General features: G+C 57.9%; 21 protein-coding genes. 9 read left to right on the top strand and 12 right to left on the bottom strand.

Annotation, left to right across the window (positions count from 1 at the left end):
- The first annotated feature begins 102 nt into the window (after positions 1-102).
- From purB to BUE09_RS04770, 6 genes are all read left to right on the top strand, one after another.
- Positions 103-1,473, top strand: a complete 1,371-nt coding sequence (gene purB, locus BUE09_RS04795) for an adenylosuccinate lyase (RefSeq protein ID WP_073299575.1) — start codon at positions 103-105, stop codon at positions 1,471-1,473.
- Between the two features lie 76 nt (positions 1,474-1,549).
- Entirely contained in the window at positions 1,550-2,716 is a 1,167-nt protein-coding gene (locus BUE09_RS04790; RefSeq protein ID WP_073299574.1) for a ribosomal protein uL16 3-hydroxylase, read from the top strand.
- On the top strand, positions 2,709-3,134 hold the full coding sequence (locus BUE09_RS04785) for a GNAT family N-acetyltransferase (RefSeq protein ID WP_073299573.1): 426 nt from the start codon (positions 2,709-2,711) through the stop codon (positions 3,132-3,134). Before BUE09_RS04790 ends, BUE09_RS04785 begins: the two co-directional genes overlap by 8 nt.
- A 4-nt stretch (positions 3,135-3,138) precedes the next feature.
- A complete protein-coding gene (locus BUE09_RS20565) occupies positions 3,139-3,768 on the top strand; it encodes a DUF7931 domain-containing protein (RefSeq protein WP_073299572.1) in 630 nt (209 codons plus the stop codon).
- Positions 3,765-4,571: a secretin N-terminal domain-containing protein gene (locus BUE09_RS04775; protein ID WP_073299571.1), complete on the top strand. Its 807-nt coding sequence runs from the start codon at positions 3,765-3,767 to the stop codon at positions 4,569-4,571. Before BUE09_RS20565 ends, BUE09_RS04775 begins: the two co-directional genes overlap by 4 nt.
- A gap of 509 nt (positions 4,572-5,080) precedes the next feature.
- Positions 5,081-6,676 carry an isocitrate lyase gene (locus BUE09_RS04770; RefSeq protein WP_073299570.1) on the top strand — a complete coding sequence of 532 codons (1,596 nt, stop codon included), beginning with the start codon at positions 5,081-5,083 and terminating at the stop codon, positions 6,674-6,676.
- A 752-nt stretch (positions 6,677-7,428) separates the two neighbouring features.
- Here the strand turns inward: BUE09_RS04770 and BUE09_RS04765 are convergent.
- The 7 genes from BUE09_RS04765 to ppsA all read right to left on the bottom strand — a co-directional run bounded on the left by BUE09_RS04765 (position 7,429) and on the right by ppsA (position 14,461).
- Positions 7,429-8,421: an OmpA family protein gene (locus BUE09_RS04765; protein WP_073299569.1), complete on the bottom strand. Its 993-nt coding sequence runs from the start codon at positions 8,419-8,421 to the stop codon at positions 7,429-7,431.
- Positions 8,422-8,520: 99 nt separating this feature from the next.
- Positions 8,521-9,087, bottom strand: coding sequence for an RNA polymerase sigma factor SigX (gene sigX / locus BUE09_RS04760; protein WP_073299568.1), 567 nt, complete (start codon positions 9,085-9,087; stop codon positions 8,521-8,523).
- A 107-nt stretch (positions 9,088-9,194) separates the two neighbouring features.
- Positions 9,195-10,019 (bottom strand): mechanosensitive ion channel family protein, encoded by an 825-nt coding sequence (locus tag BUE09_RS04755; protein ID WP_019339477.1) that lies wholly within the window; start codon positions 10,017-10,019, stop codon positions 9,195-9,197.
- Between the two features lie 2 nt (positions 10,020-10,021).
- Complete coding sequence (locus BUE09_RS04750; protein ID WP_073299567.1) at positions 10,022-10,267, bottom strand: CrfX protein; 246 nt, start codon at positions 10,265-10,267, stop codon at positions 10,022-10,024.
- Between the two features lie 53 nt (positions 10,268-10,320).
- The gene (locus BUE09_RS04745; protein WP_073299566.1) at positions 10,321-11,313 is read right to left on the bottom strand and encodes a zinc transporter ZntB; all 993 of its coding nucleotides are present in this window, start codon (positions 11,311-11,313) and stop codon (positions 10,321-10,323) included.
- 68 nt (positions 11,314-11,381) lie between these two features.
- On the bottom strand, positions 11,382-11,870 hold the full coding sequence (rraA, locus tag BUE09_RS04740) for a ribonuclease E activity regulator RraA (protein ID WP_073299565.1): 489 nt from the start codon (positions 11,868-11,870) through the stop codon (positions 11,382-11,384).
- A gap of 218 nt (positions 11,871-12,088) precedes the next feature.
- Entirely contained in the window at positions 12,089-14,461 is a 2,373-nt protein-coding gene (ppsA, locus tag BUE09_RS04735) for a phosphoenolpyruvate synthase (RefSeq protein WP_073299564.1), read from the bottom strand.
- Positions 14,462-14,617: 156 nt separating this feature from the next.
- Between ppsA and ppsR the strand changes: the two genes are divergently transcribed.
- The gene (ppsR, locus tag BUE09_RS04730) at positions 14,618-15,436 is read left to right on the top strand and encodes a posphoenolpyruvate synthetase regulatory kinase/phosphorylase PpsR (RefSeq protein ID WP_073299563.1); all 819 of its coding nucleotides are present in this window, start codon (positions 14,618-14,620) and stop codon (positions 15,434-15,436) included.
- Positions 15,437-15,545: 109 nt separating this feature from the next.
- Here ppsR and prpF read toward each other — a convergent pair whose 3' ends face one another.
- The 5 genes from prpF to BUE09_RS04705 all read right to left on the bottom strand — a co-directional run bounded on the left by prpF (position 15,546) and on the right by BUE09_RS04705 (position 22,358).
- Positions 15,546-16,733 (bottom strand): 2-methylaconitate cis-trans isomerase PrpF, encoded by a 1,188-nt coding sequence (gene prpF / locus BUE09_RS04725; RefSeq protein WP_073299562.1) that lies wholly within the window; start codon positions 16,731-16,733, stop codon positions 15,546-15,548.
- Positions 16,734-16,849: 116 nt separating this feature from the next.
- A complete protein-coding gene (acnD, locus tag BUE09_RS04720; protein ID WP_073299561.1) occupies positions 16,850-19,453 on the bottom strand; it encodes a Fe/S-dependent 2-methylisocitrate dehydratase AcnD in 2,604 nt (867 codons plus the stop codon).
- 75 nt (positions 19,454-19,528) lie between these two features.
- Positions 19,529-20,656: a bifunctional 2-methylcitrate synthase/citrate synthase gene (gene prpC, locus BUE09_RS04715; RefSeq protein ID WP_073299560.1), complete on the bottom strand. Its 1,128-nt coding sequence runs from the start codon at positions 20,654-20,656 to the stop codon at positions 19,529-19,531.
- Positions 20,657-20,751: 95 nt separating this feature from the next.
- Positions 20,752-21,639: a methylisocitrate lyase gene (gene prpB / locus BUE09_RS04710; RefSeq protein WP_073299559.1), complete on the bottom strand. Its 888-nt coding sequence runs from the start codon at positions 21,637-21,639 to the stop codon at positions 20,752-20,754.
- Positions 21,636-22,358, bottom strand: coding sequence for a GntR family transcriptional regulator (locus tag BUE09_RS04705; RefSeq protein ID WP_073299558.1), 723 nt, complete (start codon positions 22,356-22,358; stop codon positions 21,636-21,638). Before BUE09_RS04705 ends, prpB begins: the two co-directional genes overlap by 4 nt.
- A gap of 266 nt (positions 22,359-22,624) precedes the next feature.
- On the opposite strand from BUE09_RS04705, the gene rloA reads away from it, so the two are divergent.
- Together rloA and rloB are read left to right on the top strand one after the other, a co-directional pair.
- A complete protein-coding gene (rloA, locus tag BUE09_RS04700; RefSeq protein ID WP_073299557.1) occupies positions 22,625-23,161 on the top strand; it encodes a retropepsin-like aspartic peptidase RloA in 537 nt (178 codons plus the stop codon).
- 4 nt (positions 23,162-23,165) lie between these two features.
- The gene (gene rloB / locus BUE09_RS04695) at positions 23,166-24,692 is read left to right on the top strand and encodes an osmotic stress tolerance membrane protein RloB (RefSeq protein ID WP_073299556.1); all 1,527 of its coding nucleotides are present in this window, start codon (positions 23,166-23,168) and stop codon (positions 24,690-24,692) included.
- Positions 24,693-24,695: the final 3 nt, after the last annotated feature.

Raw genomic sequence — 24,695 nt, 5'->3', positions numbered from 1 at the left:
AAATGGCTCGACAAGCGATATTGCCACCGCGACAGTCTACCTTTCGCTTTCATGTATAATCTGCGCCCTCTTTTCGTTGCTCGACTGCCGAGAATGCCCTTTATGCAGCTTTCCTCGCTCACCGCGGTTTCCCCTGTCGATGGCCGCTACGCCGGCAAAACCAGCGCTCTGCGCCCTATTTTCAGCGAATTCGGTCTGATTCGCTGCCGCGTTCAGGTTGAAGTCCGCTGGCTGCAGCGCCTGGCTGCACATGCTGGCATTCCTGAGGTGGCGCCCTTCTCGGACGAAGCCAATGCGCTTCTCGATCAGCTCGCGGAGAATTTCCAACTCGAACATGCCGAACGCGTTAAGGAATTCGAGCGCACCACCAACCATGATGTGAAAGCGGTGGAATACCTCCTCAAGGAGCAGGCCAAGCAGTTGCCGGAGCTGGCGAAGGTCAACGAGTTCATTCATTTCGCCTGCACCAGCGAGGACATCAACAACCTGTCCCACGCGCTGATGCTGCGCGAAGGCCGGGACGACGTGTTATTGCCACTGATGCGTCAGCTGGCGGACGCAATCCGTGCGCTGGCCGTCGCCCACGCCGACGTACCGATGCTCTCCCGCACGCACGGCCAACCCGCCTCGCCCACTACCCTTGGCAAAGAGCTGGCCAACGTGGTCTACCGCCTCGAGCGCCAGATTGCACAGGTCGCCGCTGTACCCCTGCTGGGCAAGATCAACGGCGCGGTCGGCAACTACAACGCCCACCTGTCCGCCTACCCGAATGTCGACTGGGAAGCCAACGCGCGCGAATTCATCGAAGGCGACCTGGGGCTCTGCTGGAACCCCTACACCACGCAGATCGAGCCTCACGATTACATCGCAGAGCTGTTCGATGCGGTCGCTCGATTCAATACCATTCTTATCGATTTCGATCGCGATATCTGGGGCTACATTTCGCTGGGTTATTTCAAGCAGCGCACCGTTGCAGGCGAAATTGGCTCCTCGACCATGCCGCACAAGGTCAACCCGATCGATTTCGAAAACTCGGAAGGCAATCTCGGCATCGCCAATGCGCTGCTGAGCCACCTGGCGAGCAAGTTGCCCATTTCCCGCTGGCAGCGGGACCTGACCGACTCAACTGTGCTACGCAATCTGGGCGTTGGCTTTGCTCATAGCATCATTGCGTACGAAGCCAGCCTCAAAGGCATCGGCAAACTCGAGCTCAACGAAGCGCGCATCGCGCAAGACCTTGACGCGTGCTGGGAAGTGCTGGCTGAGCCGATCCAGACAGTCATGCGTCGCTATGCCATTGAGAACCCCTACGAGAAACTCAAGGAGTTGACCCGAGGCAAAGGCATCAGCCCCGAGGCCCTGCAGACTTTCATCGACGGTCTGGATATGCCGACCGAAGCCAAGCAGGAGCTGCGCAAACTGACCCCTGCCACCTACATCGGCAACGCGGTCGAGCAAGCCAAGCGGATCTGAGCGAACCCATTATTTGCACGCCCGGCTGTGCCGGGCGTTTTTATTTTCAGCTCTTGAACAGAGCAAGGTACCTGGCATGACTTCCGACACTCCTTTACAAATTCTCGGCGGGATCAGCGCGCGCGAATTTCTTCGTGACTACTGGCAGAAAAAGCCTCTACTGGTCCGCCAGGCCATTCCCGGATTCGAAAGCCCGGTTTCCCCAGATGAATTGGCCGGCTTATCACTGGAAGAAGAAGTCGAGTCGCGCCTGGTCATCGAGCATGGCGACACACCTTGGGAGCTGCGCCGAGGTCCGTTCAGTGAAGACACCTATCAAAGCCTGCCAGAACGAGACTGGACGCTGCTCGTACAGGCGGTCGATCAACTGGTGCCAGAAGTCGCCGAACTGATCGAGCACTTCCGTTTTCTGCCCAACTGGCGAATCGACGACATCATGGTCAGCTTCGCGGCGCCGGGCGGCGGAGTGGGCCCGCATTTCGACAATTACGATGTTTTCCTGCTGCAGGCACATGGGCAGCGACGCTGGCGCATAGGACAAATGTGCGACAGCGAGAGCGCAATGCTCAAGCACGCTGACCTGCGCATACTTGCGGATTTTCAGGGAACTGACGAATGGGTACTTGAGCCAGGCGACATGCTTTATCTGCCGCCGAGACTGGCTCATTTCGGCACCGCCGAAGACGCCTGCATGACCTACTCGCTGGGCTTCAGAGCGCCCAGCGCAGCAGAGGTTCTAACCCACTTTACCGACTTCCTCGCGCAATTCCTGCCTGACGAAGAGCGTTACAGCGACGCGGATCTGCTGCCGATCGACGACCCACACCAGATTCAAAGCGATGCGTTAGATCGCCTGCGGGCGATGCTCACCGAGCATATGGGCGACGAGCGCCTGTTGCTCACCTGGTTTGGACAATTCATGACCGAGCCGCGTTATCCGGAGCGAGTACAGGGTCCAGAGATTGACGAAAAGGCCATGCTGGCAGCGTTGGAGGATGGCGCGATACTCGTACGGAACCTGAGCGCGCGCATGGCCTGGAGCGAGGTGGACATCGGCCTGTTGCTGTTTGCCAGTGGCCAGAGCCGACTGCTTCCAGCGCATCTGAAAGAGCTGTTGAAATTAATCTGCTCTGCCGACGCACTCCATGCGGAAAACCTCGCTGGCTGGCTGAGCGATGAGGATGGGCGTAACCTAATTCTGCAATTGGTCAAACAGGGAAGTCTGGAGTTCGCTGATGAGTAACATAGAAGTTCGCATCGCCGACTGGCAGCAGGATAACGCGGAGCTACGGCGAATTCGGGAGACTGTGTTCATTGCTGAACAATCGGTGCCGCCGGAGCTGGAATGGGACTCAGATGATGCTGAGGCCGTGCATTTTCTCGCTCTGGAAAGCGGCTACCCGATCGGCACCGCGCGACTGCTTAATGACGGGCACATTGGTCGCGTTTCGGTATTGCGCGACTGGCGCGGTATGAATGTCGGGGGCGCACTGATGAAAGCGGCCATTGACGAGGCTGAGCGGCGTGGCCTCAATGAACAGCGACTCACCGCTCAAGTGCATGCCACATCATTCTATGAGCGTCTTGGCTTTGAAGTGGTCAGTGAAGAGTTCCTCGAGGCCGGCCTTCCCCACGTCGATATGCTTCGAAAGACTCACTAGCCAAATGGCACATGACGACCCGGATCACTCTGTCAGCGAAGACGTCTCGCCGATGATCGAGTTCCTGTCACCGGGTCGTTTCCGGATTGATAACCCTGCGGCAAGGCCTGTCCAGCCTCAAGAATGGAGCGCAGCACCGTTTACGCTAGGTGTGGACACTTCCGCTCAGCCTTTCAATGACATGGACGAAGCTCGTGGTCATGCGCTTTCACTGATCCGGCAAGCCAGGCGCAGCCTGAGTATCTATACGCCGGACCTGGAACCCTGGCTGTACAACCACAGCAGCATCCAAAGGGCCTGCTCGCAGTTCTTGCGGGCTCACCCACGAAATCGTCTGCGTATATTGGTGAGCGACGCTTCTCGAGTAGCCACTGAAGGGCACTGCCTGGTCACCCTAAGCCGCAGATTGACCAGCAATTTCCATATTCGCAGCGCTCATCCGGATTATCTAATACACCCCCCCGCAGGCCTTATAGTCGACGAGTGCGGCATGCTGATTCGCCCGAACGCAGACCAGTTCTCGGGCCATGCGCAGTACCGAGACCCTGGCCGCGCACGCCAACAGCAACGGCTATTCGATGTCGCCTGGGACCGTAGCCTTCTTGATCCCAATATGCGGAGCTTTTTGCTATGAGCCGTCATCTACTCGCTGCTTGCCTGTTAATCGTTAGCTCGACACTTCACGCCGCGACAGAGGTGATCGCGCTGGATTTCCGAATGGCTGAAGACGTGCTACCGATTGCCCAATCGGTGGTAGCTGATCAAGGCAAGGTGAATGCATACGGCAACCAGTTGATTGTCAACGCACCGCCTGCCGTGATCAGCGAGCTTCGAGATGTCCTGTCCAAACTTGATACCGAACCCCGCAGACTCCTGATCAGTGTCGATACGCAAAACTCAGCCACTGGCAGCGAAAGCGGCTATCGGATCGACAGTGGAACGCGCATTGGCGACGTCGAGATCCAGAGCGGCCGCGGGGAGAATCAAGGTCGGGACCAGGTGCGGATCATCCGTCACAGCACCAATAGCCAAGGCGGCGGAGTGCAGCAGGTCCAAGCCACCGAGGGCTATCCTGCGCTGATTCAAATAGGCCAAAGCGTCCCCATCTCCACCATGGGGAGCGACAGCTACGGGCAGCTCTATCAACAAACTCAGTACCGTGATGTCACGCGCGGTTTCTATGCCACTGCTACCGTACAGGGCGATCGAGTGCACGTTACGATCAGCAGCCATAACGACCGCATGAGCGCATCCCAACCAGGTGCAATCAATATCCAGCAAACCGATACGCGAGTCAGCGGGCGACTTGGCGAATGGATCGAGCTCGGCGGTGTCGACGAATCCGCAAGCTCCACCGAGAACGGAATGCTGCGCAGATACTCCACAGCAGGTCGTCAAGACCTCTCTCTACGACTGAAAGTAGACACGCTGAATTGAGAAGGTTCAGCGGACAAACGACGTTCCGTTAAAAAATGTAGTGCCTGTTAAAATCCACTACAAAACATTTGACGAACCTACTTTGCCGGCGCATTATGGCCTCGCTCCCGCTAACCAGAGGCTCTGAACAGGGCCTCCGGATCGCACTCAGCCAACCAGCAGAGGCGTTCCGTGACTGTACTGCCCACAAGGCGGACTGACGAGGTTGCGACTGGAACGAGTCGTCCTGAGGGACGGGGAAGCGATTAACGCATCAGCTTGAGACGTCAGTTTGCTGGTCCACCCAACGACTTTAGGTCGCTGAGTGTTGGAATGCCACGATCATTCCACAGCTAGCCAAGTTCTCTTGCGGTCGTAACTGCGTACCCTCCTCTCCTTGGTTCAATCCTCGTCTCGGTCGATATTTCGACGCTCTGCCGCGTGCTATCCGCATCATCAGCGCAAACACGCAGGTTTCAGTGGGAAAAGTCGGTGCTCAACCAAACACGAATTTCTTTGAAGGATTGACCATGTCCGCTTATCAAAACGACATCAAAGCCGTTGCCGCTCTGAAAGAAGTAGCTGGAAGCAGCTGGAGCGCTATCAACCCTGAGTCCGTGGCTCGCATGCGTGCTCAGAACCGCTTCAAGACCGGTCTGGAAATCGCTCAGTACACCGCCGACATCATGCGTAAGGACATGGCCGAGTACGACGCCGATACGTCCGTTTACACCCAGTCGCTGGGTTGCTGGCACGGCTTCATCGGTCAGCAGAAGCTGATCTCCATCAAGAAGCACCTGAAGACCACCAACAAGCGCTACCTCTACCTGTCCGGCTGGATGGTTGCTGCTCTGCGCTCCGAGTTCGGCCCGCTGCCGGACCAGTCGATGCACGAGAAGACTGCCGTTTCCAACCTGATCGAAGAGCTGTACACCTTCCTGCGCCAGGCCGACAGCCGCGAGCTGGACCTGCTGTTCACCGGCCTGGACGCCGCTCGCGAAGCCGGCGACACCGCCAAGGCTGCCGAGATCCAGAACCAAATCGACAACTACGAAACCCACATCGTCCCGATCATTGCCGACATCGACGCTGGCTTCGGTAACCCGGAAGCCACCTATCTGCTGGCCAAGCGCATGATCGAAGCCGGTGCTTGCTGCATCCAGATCGAAAACCAGGTATCCGATGAGAAGCAGTGTGGCCACCAGGACGGTAAAGTCACCGTTCCGCACGCCGACTTCCTCGCCAAGATCGCTGCCGTTCGCTATGCATTCCTGGAACTGGGCATCGACAACGGTGTGATCGTTGCTCGTACTGACTCCCTGGGTGCTGGCCTGACCAAGCAGATCGCCGTGACTAAAGAACCGGGCGACCTGGGCGACCAGTACAACGCCTTCCTCGATTGCGAAGAAATCACCGAAGCCGAACTGGGCAACGGCGATGTAGTGATCAAGCGCGAAGGCAAACTGCTGCGTCCGAAGCGCCTGCCAAGCAACCTTTTCCAGTTCCGCAAAGGTACTGGCGAAGCTCGCTGCGTACTCGACTGCATCACCAGCCTGCAGAACGGTGCCGACCTGCTGTGGATCGAAACCGAGAAGCCGCACGTTGGCCAGATCGCTGCCATGGTTGACGAAATCCGCAAGGTCATCCCGAACGCTAAGCTGGTCTACAACAACAGCCCGTCGTTCAACTGGACCCTGAACTTCCGTCAGCAAGTGTTCGACGCATTCGTTGCCGAAGGCAAGGACGTTTCCGCCTACGACCGCGCCAAGCTGATGAGCGTCGAGTACGACGAAACCGAACTGGCCCAGGTTGCCGACGAGAAGATCCGCACCTTCCAGAAGGACGGCTCCGCTCATGCTGGCATTTTCCACCACCTGATCACTCTGCCTACCTACCACACCGCCGCGCTGTCCACCGACAACCTGGCCAAGGGTTACTTCGCAGACCAGGGCATGCTCGCCTACGTGAAAGGCGTGCAGCGTGAAGAACTGCGTCAGGGTATCGCCTGCGTTAAGCACCAGAACATGGCTGGCTCCGACATCGGCGACAACCATAAAGAGTACTTCGCTGGCGAAGCAGCTCTGAAGGCGAGCGGTAAAGACAACACCATGAACCAGTTCCACTAAGAGCTGGATCTGGCCCAGGCACCCCTGGGCCAGTGGTGTGACAGATGCCTTGGCATCTGCATAAAAGCTGCTCCCGAAAGGGGCAGCTTTTTTGTTTGCGCACGAAGCGCAATCGAGGCATGAATAGCTCTCTCGCGAGCACCGCACACGTCTCCCCACTTTCTTCTGCAATGTCTAACAGGCGCTACGCTAAGGCCAGTCGCCGATGTCCTGGAACACTGCTAGTCCAGATTCGCGAAGGGATAACTGCAGGCTTTTGGATAAATTTCTGCGCAGGCAGTCCAGCACCAGTCAACCTAGCCATTCATGGCCTGCTGGATTTATGGCTGCCTGAGGACCGTTACTTCGCTTGGGCTTTGGCACGATAGAAACGTGGCGCTAGTGCGAAAGCTGTATAGGCAGGCGCAACGACATGTTTGGCCGCGTACTCTTCAGATCTCTAGTCGTAGCGAGCAGACTTCATGCGCGTTCCTGTGAAAGCTCAAGGCGGCAGGTACCCCCAATGATCCCCCGACAGCATGCTCGGCACCGCCTAGGCTTTGCACCAAGCAACTACGCCGATGCACCGCTCGCTGCCGTTGGGCTGCAGCTCCATCCAGCGCTCGCCACACAGGCAGGCGCATGCACTGTGAATGGCTAACAGCAAAGCAAAAAAAATCCGACACCAGAATCTGGTACCGGATTTTTCAAGAAGCCGAGAAGGTGCCTAAGACTTACCAGGCACCTGCCGAGCTAGCCAAGCAAATTTCGAATTAACGAACCTGTGCTTCGACTTCAGCTTCTACGCGGCGGTTGATTTGACGACCTTCTTCAGTGGTGTTATCCGCAACCGGGCGGGCCTCACCGTAACCGACCGAATCGACACGCTGGCTTTCGACGCCGTACTGGTTGACCAGCACTTCGCGAACAGCCTGGGCACGACGCTCAGACAACCGCTGGTTGTACTGATCAGTACCCACCGAGTCGGTGTGACCTTCGACAGTGGTGCTGGTCTGAGGATACTGCTGCATGAAATCAGCCAGGTTCTTGATGTCGCTGTAGCTTTCTTCGCGAACGCGGGCCTTGTCAAAGTCGAACTTGACGTCAAGCTCGACACGGACCAATTCCGGCTCCGGCTCTGGCTCGTTATCAACGATCGGAGCCGGCGCTGGCTCAGGAGTCGGCTCAACCTGTGCGACCTGCTGCTGTGCACCGCCGCCGAAGTTCAGGCCTACACCAACGCCAGCCATCCACTCGCTGTCGCCAGCATCGATGTTATGCATGCCATCAACGCTGGCCTTGGCAAAGAAGTTCTCGGTGAAGTAGTACTTCACACCTGCGCCAATGTTCGCAAAGGTGCTGTGGTCACGACCGCTACGTGCTGCCTGGCCAATGCTCTGGTGAGCCATGCCAGCTGAAACGTAAGGACGCAGGCCTACGCCTGGCTGACCGAAATGATAGGCCGCATCAAGAGAGGTCAAGCTTCCCTTGATGTTCTTGTGGCCGCCGCCCGCTACCGGGTCGTCTGAAGTGACGTCATGATATTCACCGTAGGACAGGCCCAAGGAGACATCATCGGTGAGAAAATAGCTGGCGCCAGCGCCATAGAGCTCGCCTTCGTCTTCGAAGCCACGAGAGCTGTCGGAGAAGTAGTGCTTGCCGAATGCTTCCACCTCTACAGCGCCTTGGCCCTGGGCGAGCGCGCTAAGAGAAGTAGCAGCAACCATAGAGCCAATTACAACGCCCAAGGTGTTTTTAAGTTTCATCCGTAAATCCCCATCTGGTGGTGAGTATCAGAACAATCTAAGGAAACCGGCTGTCTCTAAGCCCAAGCTGTTCGCTATCACTAAGACAGTTTGTTGCCATTAAGTTTCAGCGATTCCCGAAAATTTTTCGCGAAGTTTGTCCAATGCACGCTTGTATCGCATCTTCGTTGCGCTTAGGCCCATATGCATGATGTCAGCGATTTCCTGAAATTCCAGTTCCGCGACAAAACGCAGTACAAGTATTTCCCGATCAATCTGATTCACATGAACCAGCCACTTGTCTAGCCCCGCCTTTTCCTCGGTGCCAGGTGTATTCTCTTCAATCGCCTCCTCGACCGGATCGAGGCTCAATGCATCAAGTAACCGGCGCTTACGGCGCTCTTTTCGATACTGCGTAATACATTCGTTGTACGTAATGCTGTATAGCCATGTCTTGAACTTCGACTTGCCTTCAAAGTTCTTCAAACCATACAACACCTTCAGCATGACTTCTTGACAAACGTCATCTGCGTCTCGGTCGTTTCCCAAATAACGCGCGCATACGTTAAATAGCGTGCGCTGATATCGTCGCATCAGCTCTTCATAGGCGCGTGTTATATGGAACAGCTCGGCATGCGCACGCTGCACCAGCTCTTCGTCCGAAAGCTGGCGGGGGTCATAGCTCATGGTGGGTGGATGGGTTTTAGTCAAGACGCTTCGAACCGGCACAAGTCGTGGCCGCCATTCACGGTCGCCCGCGAAAAGGGGCGGCGCACTTTAACAGATTACCGGGCTTAACGGCTGCCCACGCGCTGTTCCAGCAGCACTCTATTTGCAATCGAGACCAGCTCACCGTCATCAGTAAGCAACAAGGTCTTCGCCGTCCCGATTTCTTCGATCGAGCCCTCCAGCCCTTCGATGCGTACCCTCTGGCCAACCTCGTAAAGTTCACGAACGTAAATTCCGGCGAGAATCTGGCTCACCAATTCACGACTGCCAAGACCGAAAGCCAGCGCAACCGCCAGCCCGACGGAAATCAGCGCGATCGCAATGACGTAGTTGAGCAGTTCGGTTTTCACTTCAAGCTGCCCGATTGCAACCGAAATGATGATGATGATTACCAACCCCTGCGCAATCCGTCCGAGCCCTGCGGAATATTCAAGGCCAACGCTCTCGGCAGCTCCACGCACCAGACCATTGACCAGCTGCGCTAGCAGTATGCCAACCAGCAGAATCAGCCCGGCTCCAAAAACCTTGGGCACGTATAGCGCAAGCATATCCAGCGTCGCCGAAACGCGAGCGAGCCCCAGGGACTCTGCAGCCGACACCAGGAAAATCAACAACACAAACCAATAGACAATCTTGCCTATCAGCGCCGAGATCGGCATGCGAATACCGGCACGCCCCAGCAACTTTGTCGCCCCGGTACCGGCAACCAAACGGTCCAAGCCTATTTTTGCCAGGACCTTTGACAGTAGCGTATCCAACAGCTTGGCAACGACGAAACCGATGGCTACAAGCAATAGCGCACCGAACAAGCGCGGAATGAATGCGGCAATAGGTTGCCAAAGAGCGCTCATAGCACCCAACAAGCTCTGGCTCCAGGGATCGAGTTCCATGATCAGTCGGCCTTATTGAAAGAAGTACGGGATTCGGAATGGCGGCGGGTAACAGCCGAGGCGTGCGGCGCACCGCTGCTAAATGCGATCAGCATGGCCTGCAGCCAATGCCCCATCAGGCCAAACAGATCGCCAGCGCCAACCTGTCGATTGGCCGTTTTCAGCACACGATCCAGGCGGGCGTCATCATGACGCTCCGGCTGCGTGTTAAGCATGTCCCGCAGGGATTCTTCAAAGGGATCGTGCATCTTTACCTCGGCAACAGTGTGACTCTGACGGCACAGCCCTATGAGTAGTCACATCAAACCCATTTCAGCCGGCGGAAGATCCGCCACTGAAAAAACGCAACCGCACCAATGAGCGCACAGGCTATTGCGAACCCATAAGGGTTTTCGGAGCCAGGAATGCCTCCCACATTGATCCCGAGCAGTCCGGTAAGAAAACTCATCGGCAGGAAAAAGCCGGTAATGATGCCGAGCAGGTACATGGTCCTGTTCATCCGCTCGCGCATTCGCCTTTCTTCTGCTTCGAGCACCAGATTGACTCGCTCGCGAACCAGCTCCAGCTCTTCCAGATATCGAATCAACCGGTTGCTCAGCTCATTCCAGTAGTCCGTATCGTCATCGACGAACCACGGCAGGCGATTGCGCGTCAGCTGCGAATAGATTTCGCGCTGCGGCAACAGGAACCGTCGTAGGCCAGCCGCCTGGCGCCGTAACGACAACATCTTGTCTTGAGGTGGTGTGTACCGCTCATCCGTCTCGACACGGTCCTCTTCCTCGTCCAGCTTTTCTGCCAGCACGGCAACGAGCTGATCAACCCGCTCGGTCAGCGCGTCAGCCAGGCCGAGCAACACTTCGGATGCGGTTTTCGGACCGATGCCAGCTTCCAACTGCTGAAGCACCACCTCGGTCGAGCGCAGCGGTCGCAAGCGCAACGATATCACCCTGCGCGCATCCGCAAATACGCGTAGCGACACCATGTCTTCGGGTTCGGCGTCGGGGTTAAGGTTTACGCCTCGCAGGAATAGCAGCAACTCGTCGCCAGGCAGCGAAAGCAGGCGCGGACGGGTATTTTCTTCCAATAATACGTCGCATACGAATGCACTCAAGCCACTCCGGTTACGAAGCCAGGCCTGAGCCTGTGCCTGGCTTCGATCCCAATGGATCCACAAGCTCTCCTGCTCGGCCAGCTCCAGCGAGGGGATATCCGCATAAGTAATCCTGCGCGCACCGCCGTGCCCGTTTAACACAAGGGCATGCAGAAGCCCTGTACGCCCTATTTCGTCAGGCACCGGTCCTGCCTCCTACAAATCGCAAAAAAGCCCGGCATAGCCGGGCTTGATCAGCCGAACGTCGTGGTTCAACCAGGCATCTTCAACTCTTCGGGCGAGACGATAATGCCGTTGTTGTCGGCATAAACATATTCACCAGGGCGGAAAGTAACCCCACAAAAGGTCACCGGAACATTGAGGTCGCCAATGCCGCGCTTGTCAGTCTTCATGGGATGGGTAGCCAATGCCTGAACGCCTAACTCCGTCTGCGCAATCACGTCGACATCACGGATGCAACCATAGATGACCAGACCCTCCCAACCATTGCGCGCGGCCTTCTCTGCAAGCATGTCACCGAGCAATGCGCGGCGCAGCGAGCCACCACCGTCAACCACCAGCACCTTGCCGGCTCCGTCTACATCCACCTGTTCCTTGACTAGCGAATTATCTTCGAAGCATTTGATCGTAACGATCTGGCCACCAAAGGAGTCGCGACCACCGAAATTACTGAACATCGGCTCCACGGCCTGCACCAGCTCGGGGTAGGCATCGCAGAGATCTGGGGTGATGTATTGCATGGTTAGTCTCCTAGTACTTGAAACGCGTCAAGCCTTGTTCGCCGACATCGAGAATCCGCGATTCGCTCACCAATCCCCGCGCTGGATCCCATCACAATCGCTATGGCAGCACTAGCTAACGCCGCATGTGATGCGCCTGAGATTCACCGCCGAGATTGATAAAGCCGCTTTCGATCATTGCGAAAAAGGGCGGAAACCGCCCTTTTGCCGCCCTACGTTTATTTGATCTCAGCGTCAGCCAGGAAGAACCAGGTATCGAGCACCGAGTCAGGATTCAGCGATACGCTCTCGATGCCCTGCTCCATCAGCCACTTGGCCAGGTCGGGGTGATCGGAAGGTCCCTGACCGCAGATGCCGATGTACTTGCCTGCCTTGTTACAGGCTTCGATCGCGTTCGCCAGCAGCTTCTTGACCGCTGGATTTCGCTCATCGAACAGATGGGCAATGATACCGGAGTCACGGTCCAGACCAAGCGTGAGCTGGGTCATGTCATTTGAGCCAATGGAGAAGCCATCAAAGTACTCGAGAAACTCATCAGCCAGCAAAGCGTTGGAAGGCAGCTCGCACATCATGATGATGCGCAAGCCGTTCTCGCCACGCTTGAGACCGAACTGACCGAGGATGTCGATGACCTGCGAGGCTTCGCCCAAGGTGCGCACGAACGGCACCATCAGCTCAACATTGGTCAGCCCCATCACGTCGCGAACCTTGCGCATGGCCCGGCATTCGAGCTCGAAGCAATCGCGGAAGGATTCGCTGATGTAACGCGATGCACCGCGGAAGCCGAGCATCGGGTTCTCTTCTTCCGGCTCGTAGAGCTTGCCGCCGATCAGATTGGCATATTCGTTGGATTTGAAGTCAGACAACCGCACGATGACTTTTTTCGGCCAGAACGCAGCCGCCAGGGTGCTGACGCCCTCGACCAACTTCTCGACGTAGAAGTCGACCGGGTCGCCGTAGCCGGCAATACGCTTTTCGACACTGCTTTTCACGTCAGCCGGCAGGGCATCGAAATTGAGCAGCGCCTTGGGGTGAACGCCGATCATCCGGTTGATGATGAATTCGAGACGCGCCAGACCGACGCCCTCATTGGGCAGCTGGGCGAAATCAAATGCACGATCCGGGTTACCGACATTCATCATGATCTTGAACGGCAGTTCCGGCATGGCGTCGATAGAGTTCTGACGGATGTCGAAGCCCAGCTCGCCTTCAAAGATCAGGCCGGTGTCGCCTTCGGCACAGGTGACGGTGACCCGTTGGCCATCCTGCAGCAGCTCAGTTGCATTACCGCAACCAACAACCGCCGGAATACCCAGCTCACGAGCAATGATCGCCGCATGGCAGGTTCGGCCGCCGCGGTTGGTAACGATTGCACTGGCGCGCTTCATCACCGGTTCCCAATCCGGGTCGGTCATATCCGACACCAGCACATCGCCCGGCTGAACCTTGTCCATCTCGGATACGTTATGAATGATCTTTACCGGACCAGCACCAATGCGCTGACCGATGGCGCGGCCTTCGACCAGTACCTTGCCTTTCTCCTTCAGCAGGTAACGTTCCATGACGTTCCCGCTGCTGCGGCTCTTAACTGTTTCCGGGCGAGCCTGGACGATGTACAGCTGATTATCATCGCCATCTTTGGCCCACTCGATGTCCATCGGACGGCCATAATGGTTCTCGATGGTCATCGCCTGACGGGCGAGATTGGCCACCTCCTCATCGGTCAGACAGAAGCGCATTCGCTCGGCCTGATCAACGTCGACAGTTTTAACCGACTTACCAGCGCTAGCTTCTTCGCCGTAGACCATCTTGATCGCTTTGCTGCCGAGATTGCGACGCAGAATGGCCGGGCGACCGGCTTCGAGGGTGTGCTTGTGCACGTAGAACTCATCGGGATTGACCGCACCCTGGACGACAGTCTCGCCGAGGCCATAAGCACCGGTGATAAACACGACGTCGCGAAATCCAGACTCAGTGTCCAGGGTAAACATCACGCCTGCAGTGCCAGTCTCGGAACGCACCATGCGCTGGACACCCGCGGACAGCGCAACCAACTTGTGGTCGAAGCCCTGATGGACGCGGTATGCAATCGCACGGTCGTTGAACAGGGACGCGAAGACTTCTTTCGCAGCCCGAATGACGTTATCGACGCCACGAATATTAAGGAAGGTTTCTTGCTGACCAGCGAACGAAGCGTCCGGCAAGTCCTCCGCGGTGGCCGATGAACGGACCGCAACGGCCATATGGTCGTTGCCGCCGGACATTTCAGCGAATGCGGTACGGATGTCGGCATCGAGCTTGGGAGGGAATTCGGCGTCCATGACCCAGCCGCGAATCTGCGCCCCGGCTTTGGCAAGCGCGTTGACGTCGTCCACGTCCAGCGCATCGAGAAGCGCATGGATTTGCTCGTTGAGACCGCTAAGCTCCATGAAATCACGATAGGCCTCGGCGGTAGTGGCGAAACCACCAGGTACCGAAACACCCGCACCTGCCAGGTTGCTGATCATCTCGCCGAGGGAGGCGTTCTTGCCCCCTACACGCTCAACGTCATGATTGCCGAGCTTATCGAGGGAAACTACGTACTCTACCAAGGTGATCTCTCCACGTTGTGTTGGAAACTCGGTTCGTGCCCATCCGCGGCACGGTGGCCTGGCCCTGCAAAATAAGTAACAATGCCTGCCAATCGAGGCTCGGCGAAGGGGCCTACTATAGCTGAGAACCGTTCTTGACTTAAGGTCCCAGGCGCAATGAAACGAACTGCATTTTTCATATCCGACGGTACCGGGATTACGGCCGAAACGCTCGGCCAAAGCCTACTGGCACAGTTCGAAACCATCACTTTCATAAAGCTCACGCGGCCATATATCGATACGGCCGAAAAAGCGCGGGCAATGGTACAGCAAATCAATAAAGCGGCGGAAAGCGACGGCGCGCGGCCGATCATATTCGATACGCTGGTAAACCAGGAGATTCGCGACATCCTGGCTGAATCCAATGGCTTCATGATCGACATTTTTTCATCCTTCCTTGCTCCCCTGGAACATGAACTGATGTCACGTTCCTCCTATTCCGTTGGCAAATCCCACTCGATCAGCCATAACGCCAACTACATGGAGCGAATCGACGCCGTCAACTTCGCTCTGGACAACGATGACGGTGCCCGCACGCACTACTACGACAAGGCGGACCTCATTTTGGTCGGCGTCTCCAGGTGTGGCAAAACGCCTACCTGCCTGTACATGGCGATGCAGTACGGTATCCGCGCCGCCAACTATCCGCTGACCGAAGACGACATGGAGCGCCTGCAACTTCCTCCCGCCCTCAAGACCCACCGCGACAAGCTGTTCGGCCTGACCATCGACCCTGACCGTCTGACTGCCATTCGCAACGAGCGCAAACCCAATAGCCGCTATGCCAGTTACGCTCAATGCGAGTTTGAAGTCCGCGAGGTCGAAAACTTGTTTCGTCGCGAGAACATCAATTACATCAACTCCACCCATTTTTCGGTGGAAGAAATCTCCGCCAAGATCCTCGTCGAGAAAGGTGTCGAGCGCCGGCTCAAATAGGTGCCGTTCTGCTAGACAACAAAAAGTCCGCTTTGTGCGGACTTTTTTTCATTTTCGCGTACAGAAACGACCTCCAGCGCATGACTTCCTTGTCCGGTAGTGCGAGCTTTCAGAAGGCATCGCCGGGCACACGCACCCACCCCTCCATCAATATGCGAGCGCTGCGGCTCATGATCGCTTTGGTTACGGTCCATTGATCGTCGACCTGCTTCGCCTCGGCGCCAACACGCAAGGTGCCAGAGGGATGACCAAAGCGCACAGCCTCGGGCTCGCCACCACCAGCAGCGAGATTTACCAGCGTGCCCGGAACCGCAGCGGCCGTTCCAATCGCCACCGCACAGGTGCCCATCATCGCGTGATGCAGCTTGCCCATCGACAGAGCCCGTACGAGAAGATCCACTTCGCCCGCATTGATGGTTTTGCCACTTGAGGTTCGATACGTTTTGGACGGCGAGACGAAGGCAACCTTTGGCGTGTGCTGACGCGTCAAAGCCTCCTCCGCCGTTTTGATTAGCCCCATGCGTAGCGCTCCGGCCACTCGAATCGCTTCCAGCCGCGCTAGCGCCGCGGGGTTGCCATTGATGTCGTCACGCAACTCGGTGCCCTGATAGCCGATATCCTCGGCGTTAACGAACACGGTCGGGATCCCAGCGCTGATCATGGTCGCCTTGAGCGTACCGATGCCAGGAACATCGAGATCATCGACCAATCTGCCGGTTGGGAACATCGAACCGCCCGCCTCACCCTCATCAGACGGATCGAGGAATTCCAGAACGATCTCGGCAGCCGGAAAGGTCACGCCGTCCAGCTCGAAATCGCCGGTTTCCTGCACCTGGCCGTTGGCCACCGGCACGTGGGCGATGATGGTCTTGCCGATGTTGGCCTGCCAGATCCGCACGACACAGGTGCCGTTCTGCGGAATACGCTCGGCATCCACCAGGCCGGCATGCAGCGCGAACGCGCCGGCGCCGGTTGAAAGGTTGCCGCAGTTGCCGCTCCAGTCGACGAAGGGCTTGTCGATCGACACCTGACCATAGAGATACTCGACGTCATGATCAGGTCGAGTGCTCTTGGACAGGATGACGCATTTGCTGGTGCTGGACGTGGCGCCGCCCATGCCGTCGATGTGTGCCGAATAAGGGTCGGGACTACCGATCACGCGCAAGAACAGCTTGTCGCGCGCAGCGCCCGGCACCTGGCAGCTTTCCGGCAGGTCCTGCAAGCGGAAGAACACGCCCTTGCTGGTGCCGCCACGCATGTACGTCGCGGGAATTCTAATCTGGGTTTGATGAGCCATGAGTGAGTCCTGGCTGGAAGATGATTGGGTTGTAGGGTGGATCACGCTTCACCGATCCACCGCGCGGGCTGGTGCGGTGGATGGAAAAGCGCCATCCACCCTACGAGGACGGTCGGTCACGCCTGCCCGAGGAAGTCCTTGGCGAAACGCTGCAGCACGCCGCCGGCCTGGTAGACGCTGACTTCCGCCGCCGTATCGAGGCGGCAGGTGACCGGAGCGCGGGTTTCTTCACCGCTCTTGTGATGAATGACCAGCGTCAGGTCGCAGCGCGGCGACAGCTCGCCTTCGATATCGAAGGTTTCGGTGCCATCGAGGCCAAGGGTCAGGCGCGTAGTGCCCGGTTTGAACTCGACCGGCAGCACGCCCATGCCCACCAGGTTGGTACGGTGGATACGCTCGAAGCCTTCGGCGACGATCACCTCGACACCCGCCAGGCGCACGCCCTTGGCCGCCCAGTCACGCGAGCTGCCCTGGCCGTAGTCGGCACCGGCCACGATGATCAGGTTCTGCTTGCGAGTCATGTAGGTTTCGATGGCTTCCCACATGCGCATCACCTTGCCTTCCGGCTCGACACGCGCCAGCGAACCCTTCTGCACCTTGCCGTCGACCACCGCCATCTCGTTGACCAGCTGCGGGTTGGCGAACGTCGCCCGCTGCGCGGTCAGATGGTCGCCGCGGTGAGTAGCGTAGGAGTTGAAGTCCTCCTCCGACAGGCCCATTTTCGCGAGGTATTCGCCGGCAGCCGAGTTCAGCAGGATAGCGTTGGACGGCGACAGGTGATCGGTGGTGATGTTGTCAGGCAGGATCGCTAGCGGCCGCATGCCCTTGAGGCTGCGTTCCCCGGCCAGCGCGCCTTCCCAGTATGGCGGACGACGGATGTAGGTGGACATCGGGCGCCAGTCGTACAACGGGCTCTTGGCTTCCTCAATGGTGCCCAGATCGAACATCGGAATGTAGATCTGCTTGAACTGCTCGGGTTTGACCGAGGACGCAACGATGGCGTCAATCTCCTCATCCGACGGCCAAAGGTCCTTCAGCGTGATCGGGTTACCGTTCTGGTCGGTGCCCAAGACATCCTGTTCGATATCGAAGCGCACGGTACCGGCAATGGCATAAGCGACCACCAGGGGCGGCGAAGCGAGGAAGGCCTGCTTCGCGTATGGGTGGATACGGCCATCGAAATTACGGTTGCCTGACAGGACAGCCGTGGCATACAGGTCACGGTCGATAATTTCCTTTTGGATTTTTGGATCCAGCGCACCGGACATGCCATTACAGGTGGTGCAGGCGTAGCCGACGATGCCGAAACCTAGCTTTTCCAGCTCACTCAAAAGGCCCGCTTCTTCCAGATACAGTTTGGCGACCTTCGAACCTGGCGCGAACGACGTTTTCACCCACGGCTTGCGCACTAATCCCAGATCGTTTGCTTTCTTCGCCAGTAGCCCGGCGGCAACCACGTTGCGCGGGTTAGAGGTGTTGGTGCAGCTTGTGATGGCGGCAATGATCACCGCACCGTCCGGCAACAGGCCTTCGGCCTCTTCAGCCCGCGCCGACGCCAGCATCGCGTCGTCGGCAATGCCGCGCTCATGCAGCGACGATGTTGGCAGACGCCTGTGCGGGTTGGACGGGCCTGCCATGTTGCGCACCACGCTGGATAGGTCGAATTCGAGCACGCGCTCGTACTCGGCACCTTCCAACGCGGTTGCCCACAGGCCGGTTTCCCTGGCGTACTGCTCGACCAGTGCGACCTGCTCCGGCTCGCGACCGGTCAGCTTGAGGTACTCGATGGTCTGCTGGTCGATGTAGAACATCGAAGCGGTTGCGCCGTATTCCGGGCACATGTTGGAGATGGTCGCGCGGTCGCCGATGGTCAGGCTATCGGCACCCTCGCCGAAGAACTCGACCCAGGCTCCGACCACACGCTCCTTGCGCAGAAACTCGGTCAACGCCAGTACGATATCGGTGGCGGTGATGCCTGGCTGACGCTTGCCAGTCAGGCGCACACCAACGATATCGGGCAGTCGCATCATCGACGGCAGGCCGAGCATTACGGTTTCGGCTTCCAGACCGCCGACACCTATGGCGATCACGCCCAGCGCATCAACATGCGGGGTATGCGAGTCGGTACCGACACAGGTATCCGGGAAGGCCACGCCACCGCGCGCCTGAATCACCGGCGACATCTTCTCCAGGTTGATCTGGTGCATGATGCCGTTGCCGGCAGGGATCACGTCGACGTTCTTGAACGCGGTCTTGGTCCACTCGATGAAGTGGAAGCGGTCTTCGTTGCGTCGCTCCTCGACGGCGCGGTTCTTCTCGAACGCATCCGAGTCGAAACCGGCAAATTCCACCGCCAGCGAGTGGTCGACAATCAACTGAGTCGGAACAACCGGGTTGACCTTCGCCGGGTCACCGCCCTGCTCCGCGATCGCATCGCGCAGACCGGCGAGGTCGACGAGCGCAGTCTGGCCAAGGATGTCATGGCAGACGACGCGTGCCGGATACCAGGGAAAGTCGAGGTCGCGCTTGCGCTCGATGATCTGCTTCAGCGAATCGGTCAGCGCTTCAGGCTCACAGCGACGCACCAGCTGTTCGGCCAGAACGCGGGACGTATAGGGCAGCTTGTCATAGGCGCCCGGTTGAATAGCTTCGATCGCCTCACGGGTGTCGAAGTAGTCAAGCCCAGTGCCTGGCAAAGGTTTGCGGTGTTCTGTATTCATGCCGGAAGAACTCAATTCAGTAATGTTCTGTGGGGCAAGGTGCGGGGAGCCCGGCGACGAGCTCCCTCGCTCCGATCAACGCTGGGCGATCGGGACAACCTTGCGCTGCTCCGGACCGATGTACTCGGCGCTCGGCCGAATGATCCGGTTGTTGCTGCGTTGTTCGAACACATGGGATGCCCAGCCGGTAACGCGCGAGCAAACGAAGATCGGCGTGAACAGTTTGGTGGGAATGCCCATGAAGTGATAAGCGGAGGCATGGTAGAAATCGGCGTTCGGGAAGAGTTTTTTCTGCTCCCACATGGTTTCGTCGACAGCCACCGAAACCGGGTAGAGCACGGTGTCGCCCACTTCATCGGCGAGCTTCTTCGCCCAAACCTTGATCACCTCGTTGCGCGGGTCAGACTCGCTGTAGATCGCATGGCCGAAGCCCATGATCTTGTCCTTGCGTTCGAGCATGCCGAGGATGGCTTCACGGGCTTCTTCCGGACTCTTCCACTGCTCGATCATATCCATCGCCGCTTCGTTGGCGCCGCCATGCAGCGGGCCACGCAGCGAACCGATGGCGCCGGTCACGCAGGAGTAGAGATCGGACAGCGTCGAGGCGCAGACACGAGCAGTAAAGGTCGAGGCGTTGAATTCGTGCTCGGCATAAAGGATCAGCGAGACGTTCATCACCTTGACGTGCAGGTCGCTCGGATTCTCGTCGTGCAGCAGAGCGAGGAAATGACCGCCCAGGGTCTCTTCGTCGCTCGTGCAGTTGATGCGCACGCCATCATGAGTGAAGCGGTACCAGTAGCACATGATCGCGGGGAAAGCGGCCATCAGACGCTCGGCCACGTCGCGCTGTTGGTCGAAGCTGAGCTCTGGCTCCAGCGTGCCAAGTACGGACGAACCGGTACGCATGACGTCCATCGGATGCGCACTGGCAGGGATGCGCTCGAGCACTTCCTTAAGCGCCTGCGGCAGGTCCCGCATGGTCTTCAGGCGACTTTTGTAATCGGTCAGCTGCTGTGTGTTTGGCAACTCGCCGTAGAACAGCAAGTAGGCCACCTCTTCGAAATCGCACTCGGCCGCCAGCTCACGTACGTCGTAACCGCGGTAGGTCAACCCGGCACCGGTCTTGCCCACGGTACACAGGGCAGTCTGGCCGGCGATCTGGCCACGCAGGCCTGCGCCACTCAAAATTTTTGCTTCAGCCATTGCTATCTCCTTCTTGGATTTGTTCTGGATACTGCAAATCACGTTGAAAAATGGATTGCAAAGGCCCCATTGGCAAACCCAATGGGGCCTTCTCGTCAGCTCTTCTTCTGAGCGAACAGTGAGTCGAGGTGCTGCTCGAATGCGTGGTAGTTGATGCGATCGTAGAGCTCCATGCGCGTCTGCATGGTGTCGATCACATTTTTCTGAGTACCGTCACGGCGCAGCGCGGTGTAGACATTCTCGGCCGCCTTGTTCATGGCGCGGAACGCCGACAATGGGTAGAGCACCAGGGACACATCGACGCCGGCCAGCTCTTCGGTGGTGTACAGCGGCGTTGCACCGAACTCGGTGATGTTGGCCAGAATTGGCGCTTTCACGCGGTCAGCGAAGGTCTTGTACATCGCCAGCTCGGTGATGGCCTCGGGGAAGATCATGTCGGCACCCGCTTCGATGCAGGCGGCGGCGCGATCCAGTGCGGCATTCAACCCTTCCACCGCCAACGCATCGGTACGCGCCATGATCACAAAACTGTCGTCGGTACGTGCATCAACAGCTGCCTTGATGCGGTCAACCATTTCCTGCTGAGTGACGATTTCCTTGTTCGGGCGATGTCCGCAGCGCTTGGCCCCAACCTGGTCCTCGATGTGAATCGCCGCCGCGCCGAACTTGATCATCGACTTGACCGTACGCGCCACGTTGAACGCCGAGGAGCCGAAACCAGTGTCGACATCTACCAGCAGCGGAAGGTCGCAGACGTCGGTGATGCGACGCACGTCAGTCAATACATCATCAAGACCGGTTATGCCGAGATCCGGCAGGCCGAGCGAACCGGCCGCCACACCGCCACCGGACAAGTAGATCGCCTTGAAGCCAGCGCGTTGGGCCAGCAGAGCGTGGTTGGCGTTGATGGCGCCAACGACCTGCAGCGGATGCTCGCTGGCCACCGCGTCACGGAAACGCTGACCGGGGGTAGGAAGTGTCATGCCTCACCTCTTGGTTGTGATGTCTGTTGTTGAGCAGCTAGGTAGTGCCGCTCGATATTGCGCTTGGAAGCGCAGATGTGGCGCCGCATCAGCAGCTCGGCCAGCTCGCCGTCACGGTCGGCAATTGCATCAAGAATCCGGTGGTGTTCAGCGAACGCCTGACGCGGGCGGTTTGGGGTTGCGGAGAACTGGATGCGGTACATACGCACCAACTGATACAGCTCGTCGCACAGCAACTTGGCCAGCGTGCGGTTACCGCTGCCCTGGATAATCCGGTAATGGAAGTCGAAGTCGCCTTCCTGCTGGTAGTAGCCGACGCCGGCCTGGAAGGCTTCATCGCGCTCGTGGGTGCTCAGTACCCGGCGCAGATCATCAATTTCCGCCTCACTCATCCGCCCGGCAGCGAGTCGGCAGGCCATGCCTTCCAGTGATTCACGAATCTCGTAGAGCTCGATCAGCTCGGCATGGCTGAGCGAAACCACCCGTGCGCCAACATGCGGCACGCGAACCAGCAGCTTCTGCCCTTCCAGCCGGTGGATCGCCTCGCGCAGTGGCCCGCGACTGATGCCATAGGTACGCGCAAGCTCAGGTTCTGAAATCTTGCTACCGGGCGCGATATCGCCCTTCACGATGGCTGCCTGGATCCGTCGAAAAACGTGCTCCGAGAGGGTTCCGCTGTCTGCCTGATCAAGACCCGGCGCTTCCAACGCATCCAGCATATTGTTGACACCTCACCGACTAATGGCGCCAAGTTAGCCCTAGAAGCGCACTTGGTCAATGATACAAAAGTAGATTGTCGACAATCGCTCAGCAACCCAGTTGCCTGCAGAGTGAGTGGCACCGCAGTACGGCTTGAGCCTAGCCGAGCGATAAGTCGCCCATGCTAGAATGCATGCCTACATACGCCGCGTCTGGCGCTCGCCTCGACGCGCTTCAGCCTGGCTCGTTGTTCCTGTCCACTTTCTCGACTCGACTATCTGGATTTATGAGCACCAAAACCCGCCTTCTATTGCTCTGCTTTTTAAGCGCTCCGTTCTGGGCGCAGGCCGATGAAAAAACGATCTATGGTCTGAATGAGCACGTGGCGCTGCCCGATTTCGGTCTCGAGGTGCCAGCCAAACTCGACACAGGTGCCCAGACCGCCTCGCTCAGCGCCCGCGACATCGAGCGTTTCAAGCGCAACGGAAAAAACTGGGTGCGCTTCTACCTCGCTATCGACGAAGCCCACGACCGCCCCATCGAACTGCCCTTGCAGCGCATCAGCAAGATCAAGCGTCGCGCTGGCGACTTCGATCCAGAGGAAGAAAAAACCTATACTCCGCGCCCGGTCGTTGAACTCAATCTATGCATGGGCAAGGCAAAACGCAGCATCGAAGTGAACCTCACGGACCGAAGCGCATTCCAATACCCACTTCTAATCGGTTCCGAAGCGCTTGCTCGCTTCGGGGCCCTGGTCGACCCTGGCCTTAAGTACGCTGCTGGCAAACCCGGCTGCATTATCGAATCCGACGCTGACGAGTAACCCCATGCGCGCCCTTACCCTGCACCTGAAAATCCTGATTCTTTTGCTCGTCACGCTGGGCATCGCAATCACTGCCTACCAGATATTCATCCTGGGCATCCCGGTTACCGAAGATGAAACCGATGACCTCTGGAACATCGACGCCAAGGTCGAATTCCAGGCCAACCCGCGCGAGCCGGTGAAACTGCAGATGTACGTGCCGCCGCTCAACCAGGAATTCGTCAGCCTCAATGAGAGTTTCATTTCCAACAACTATGGCGTGAGCATCAACCGTGCCGATGGCAACCGTCGGGTCACTTGGTCAGCGCGGCGCGTCAATGGCAAGCAGACGCTGTATTACCGGCTGGTCCTGACCCGGCGTTATAGCGGTGAACAAACCAAGGCTACCGGCCCGATTTTCCGCGACAGCATTCCGGTCGAAGGCGCTGAGAAGATTGCCGCGGAAGCGTTGCTTTCACCGATACGCCAGCATTCGGCGGACGTCGAGACCTTCATCAGCGAAGCCATCAAGCGTGTCAACAATGCGAACGATGACAACGTCAAATTGCTGCTTGGCGGCGACGCTTCTACACCAAACAAAGCGCGGGTAATCGAATTGCTGCTGTCCATCGCGCACGTTCCCATGGAACGCGTTCACACGGTTCGACTGCAGGCTGACATGGCGCAATCGCCAGAGCTCTGGTTGCGCAGTTTCAACGGCGACAAATGGCTGTATTTCAATCCAGAAACCGGCGAACAGGGCCTGCCGAAAGATCGCTTGATCTGGTGGACCGGCGACGAGCCGCTGATGACACTCGAAGGCGGGCGCAACGCGCAGGTCACCTTCACGCTTAACAGCAGCGAGATGAACGCCATCCGCTTGGCCAAGCTGACCGACGAGAATACGGACGCGGACTTCCTCGAATATTCGTTGTACGGCCTGCCACTGCAAACGCAGCAGACCTACCAGATCATGATCATGATTCCGATCGGCGTTCTGGTGATTCTGATTCTGCGCAACCTCGGCGGCTTGCAAACACTGGGTACCTTTACACCCGTACTGATTGCGCTCGCCTTCCGTGAAACCCAGATCGGTTTCGGCATCATCCTGTTCACCGTCATCACGGCGATGGGGCTTTCACTGCGCTCGTATCTGGAGCATTTGAAACTTCAGATGCTGCCGCGCCTGTCGGTCGTGCTTACGTTCGTCGTGGTGCTGATCGCGGTGATCAGTCTGTTCAGCCACAAGCTCGGGCTCGAGCGCGGACTATCCGTCTCACTGTTCCCGATGGTCATCCTGACCATGACCATCGAGCGTCTCTCCATCACCTGGGAAGAACGCGGCGGCGGCCATGCATTCAAGGTGGCAGTCGGCACACTTATCGCAGCAGCGCTGGCATTCCTGCTGATGAATATTCCGGAGTTGACCTATTTCATCTTCACCTTCCCGGCAGTCCTGCTGATCATGGTCGGATTCATGCTCGCGATGGGTCGTTATCGCGGCTACCGCCTGACCGAACTGTTTCGTTTCAAAGCCTTTTTGAAGGATTGAGCC

The sequence above is a fragment of the Stutzerimonas xanthomarina DSM 18231 genome (genome assembly GCF_900129835.1).
In the GTDB taxonomy this organism is placed as follows: domain Bacteria; phylum Pseudomonadota; class Gammaproteobacteria; order Pseudomonadales; family Pseudomonadaceae; genus Stutzerimonas; species Stutzerimonas xanthomarina.
The sequence above is the reverse complement of the archived record's forward strand: the minus strand, read 5'-3'. Positions and strand labels throughout refer to the sequence as shown.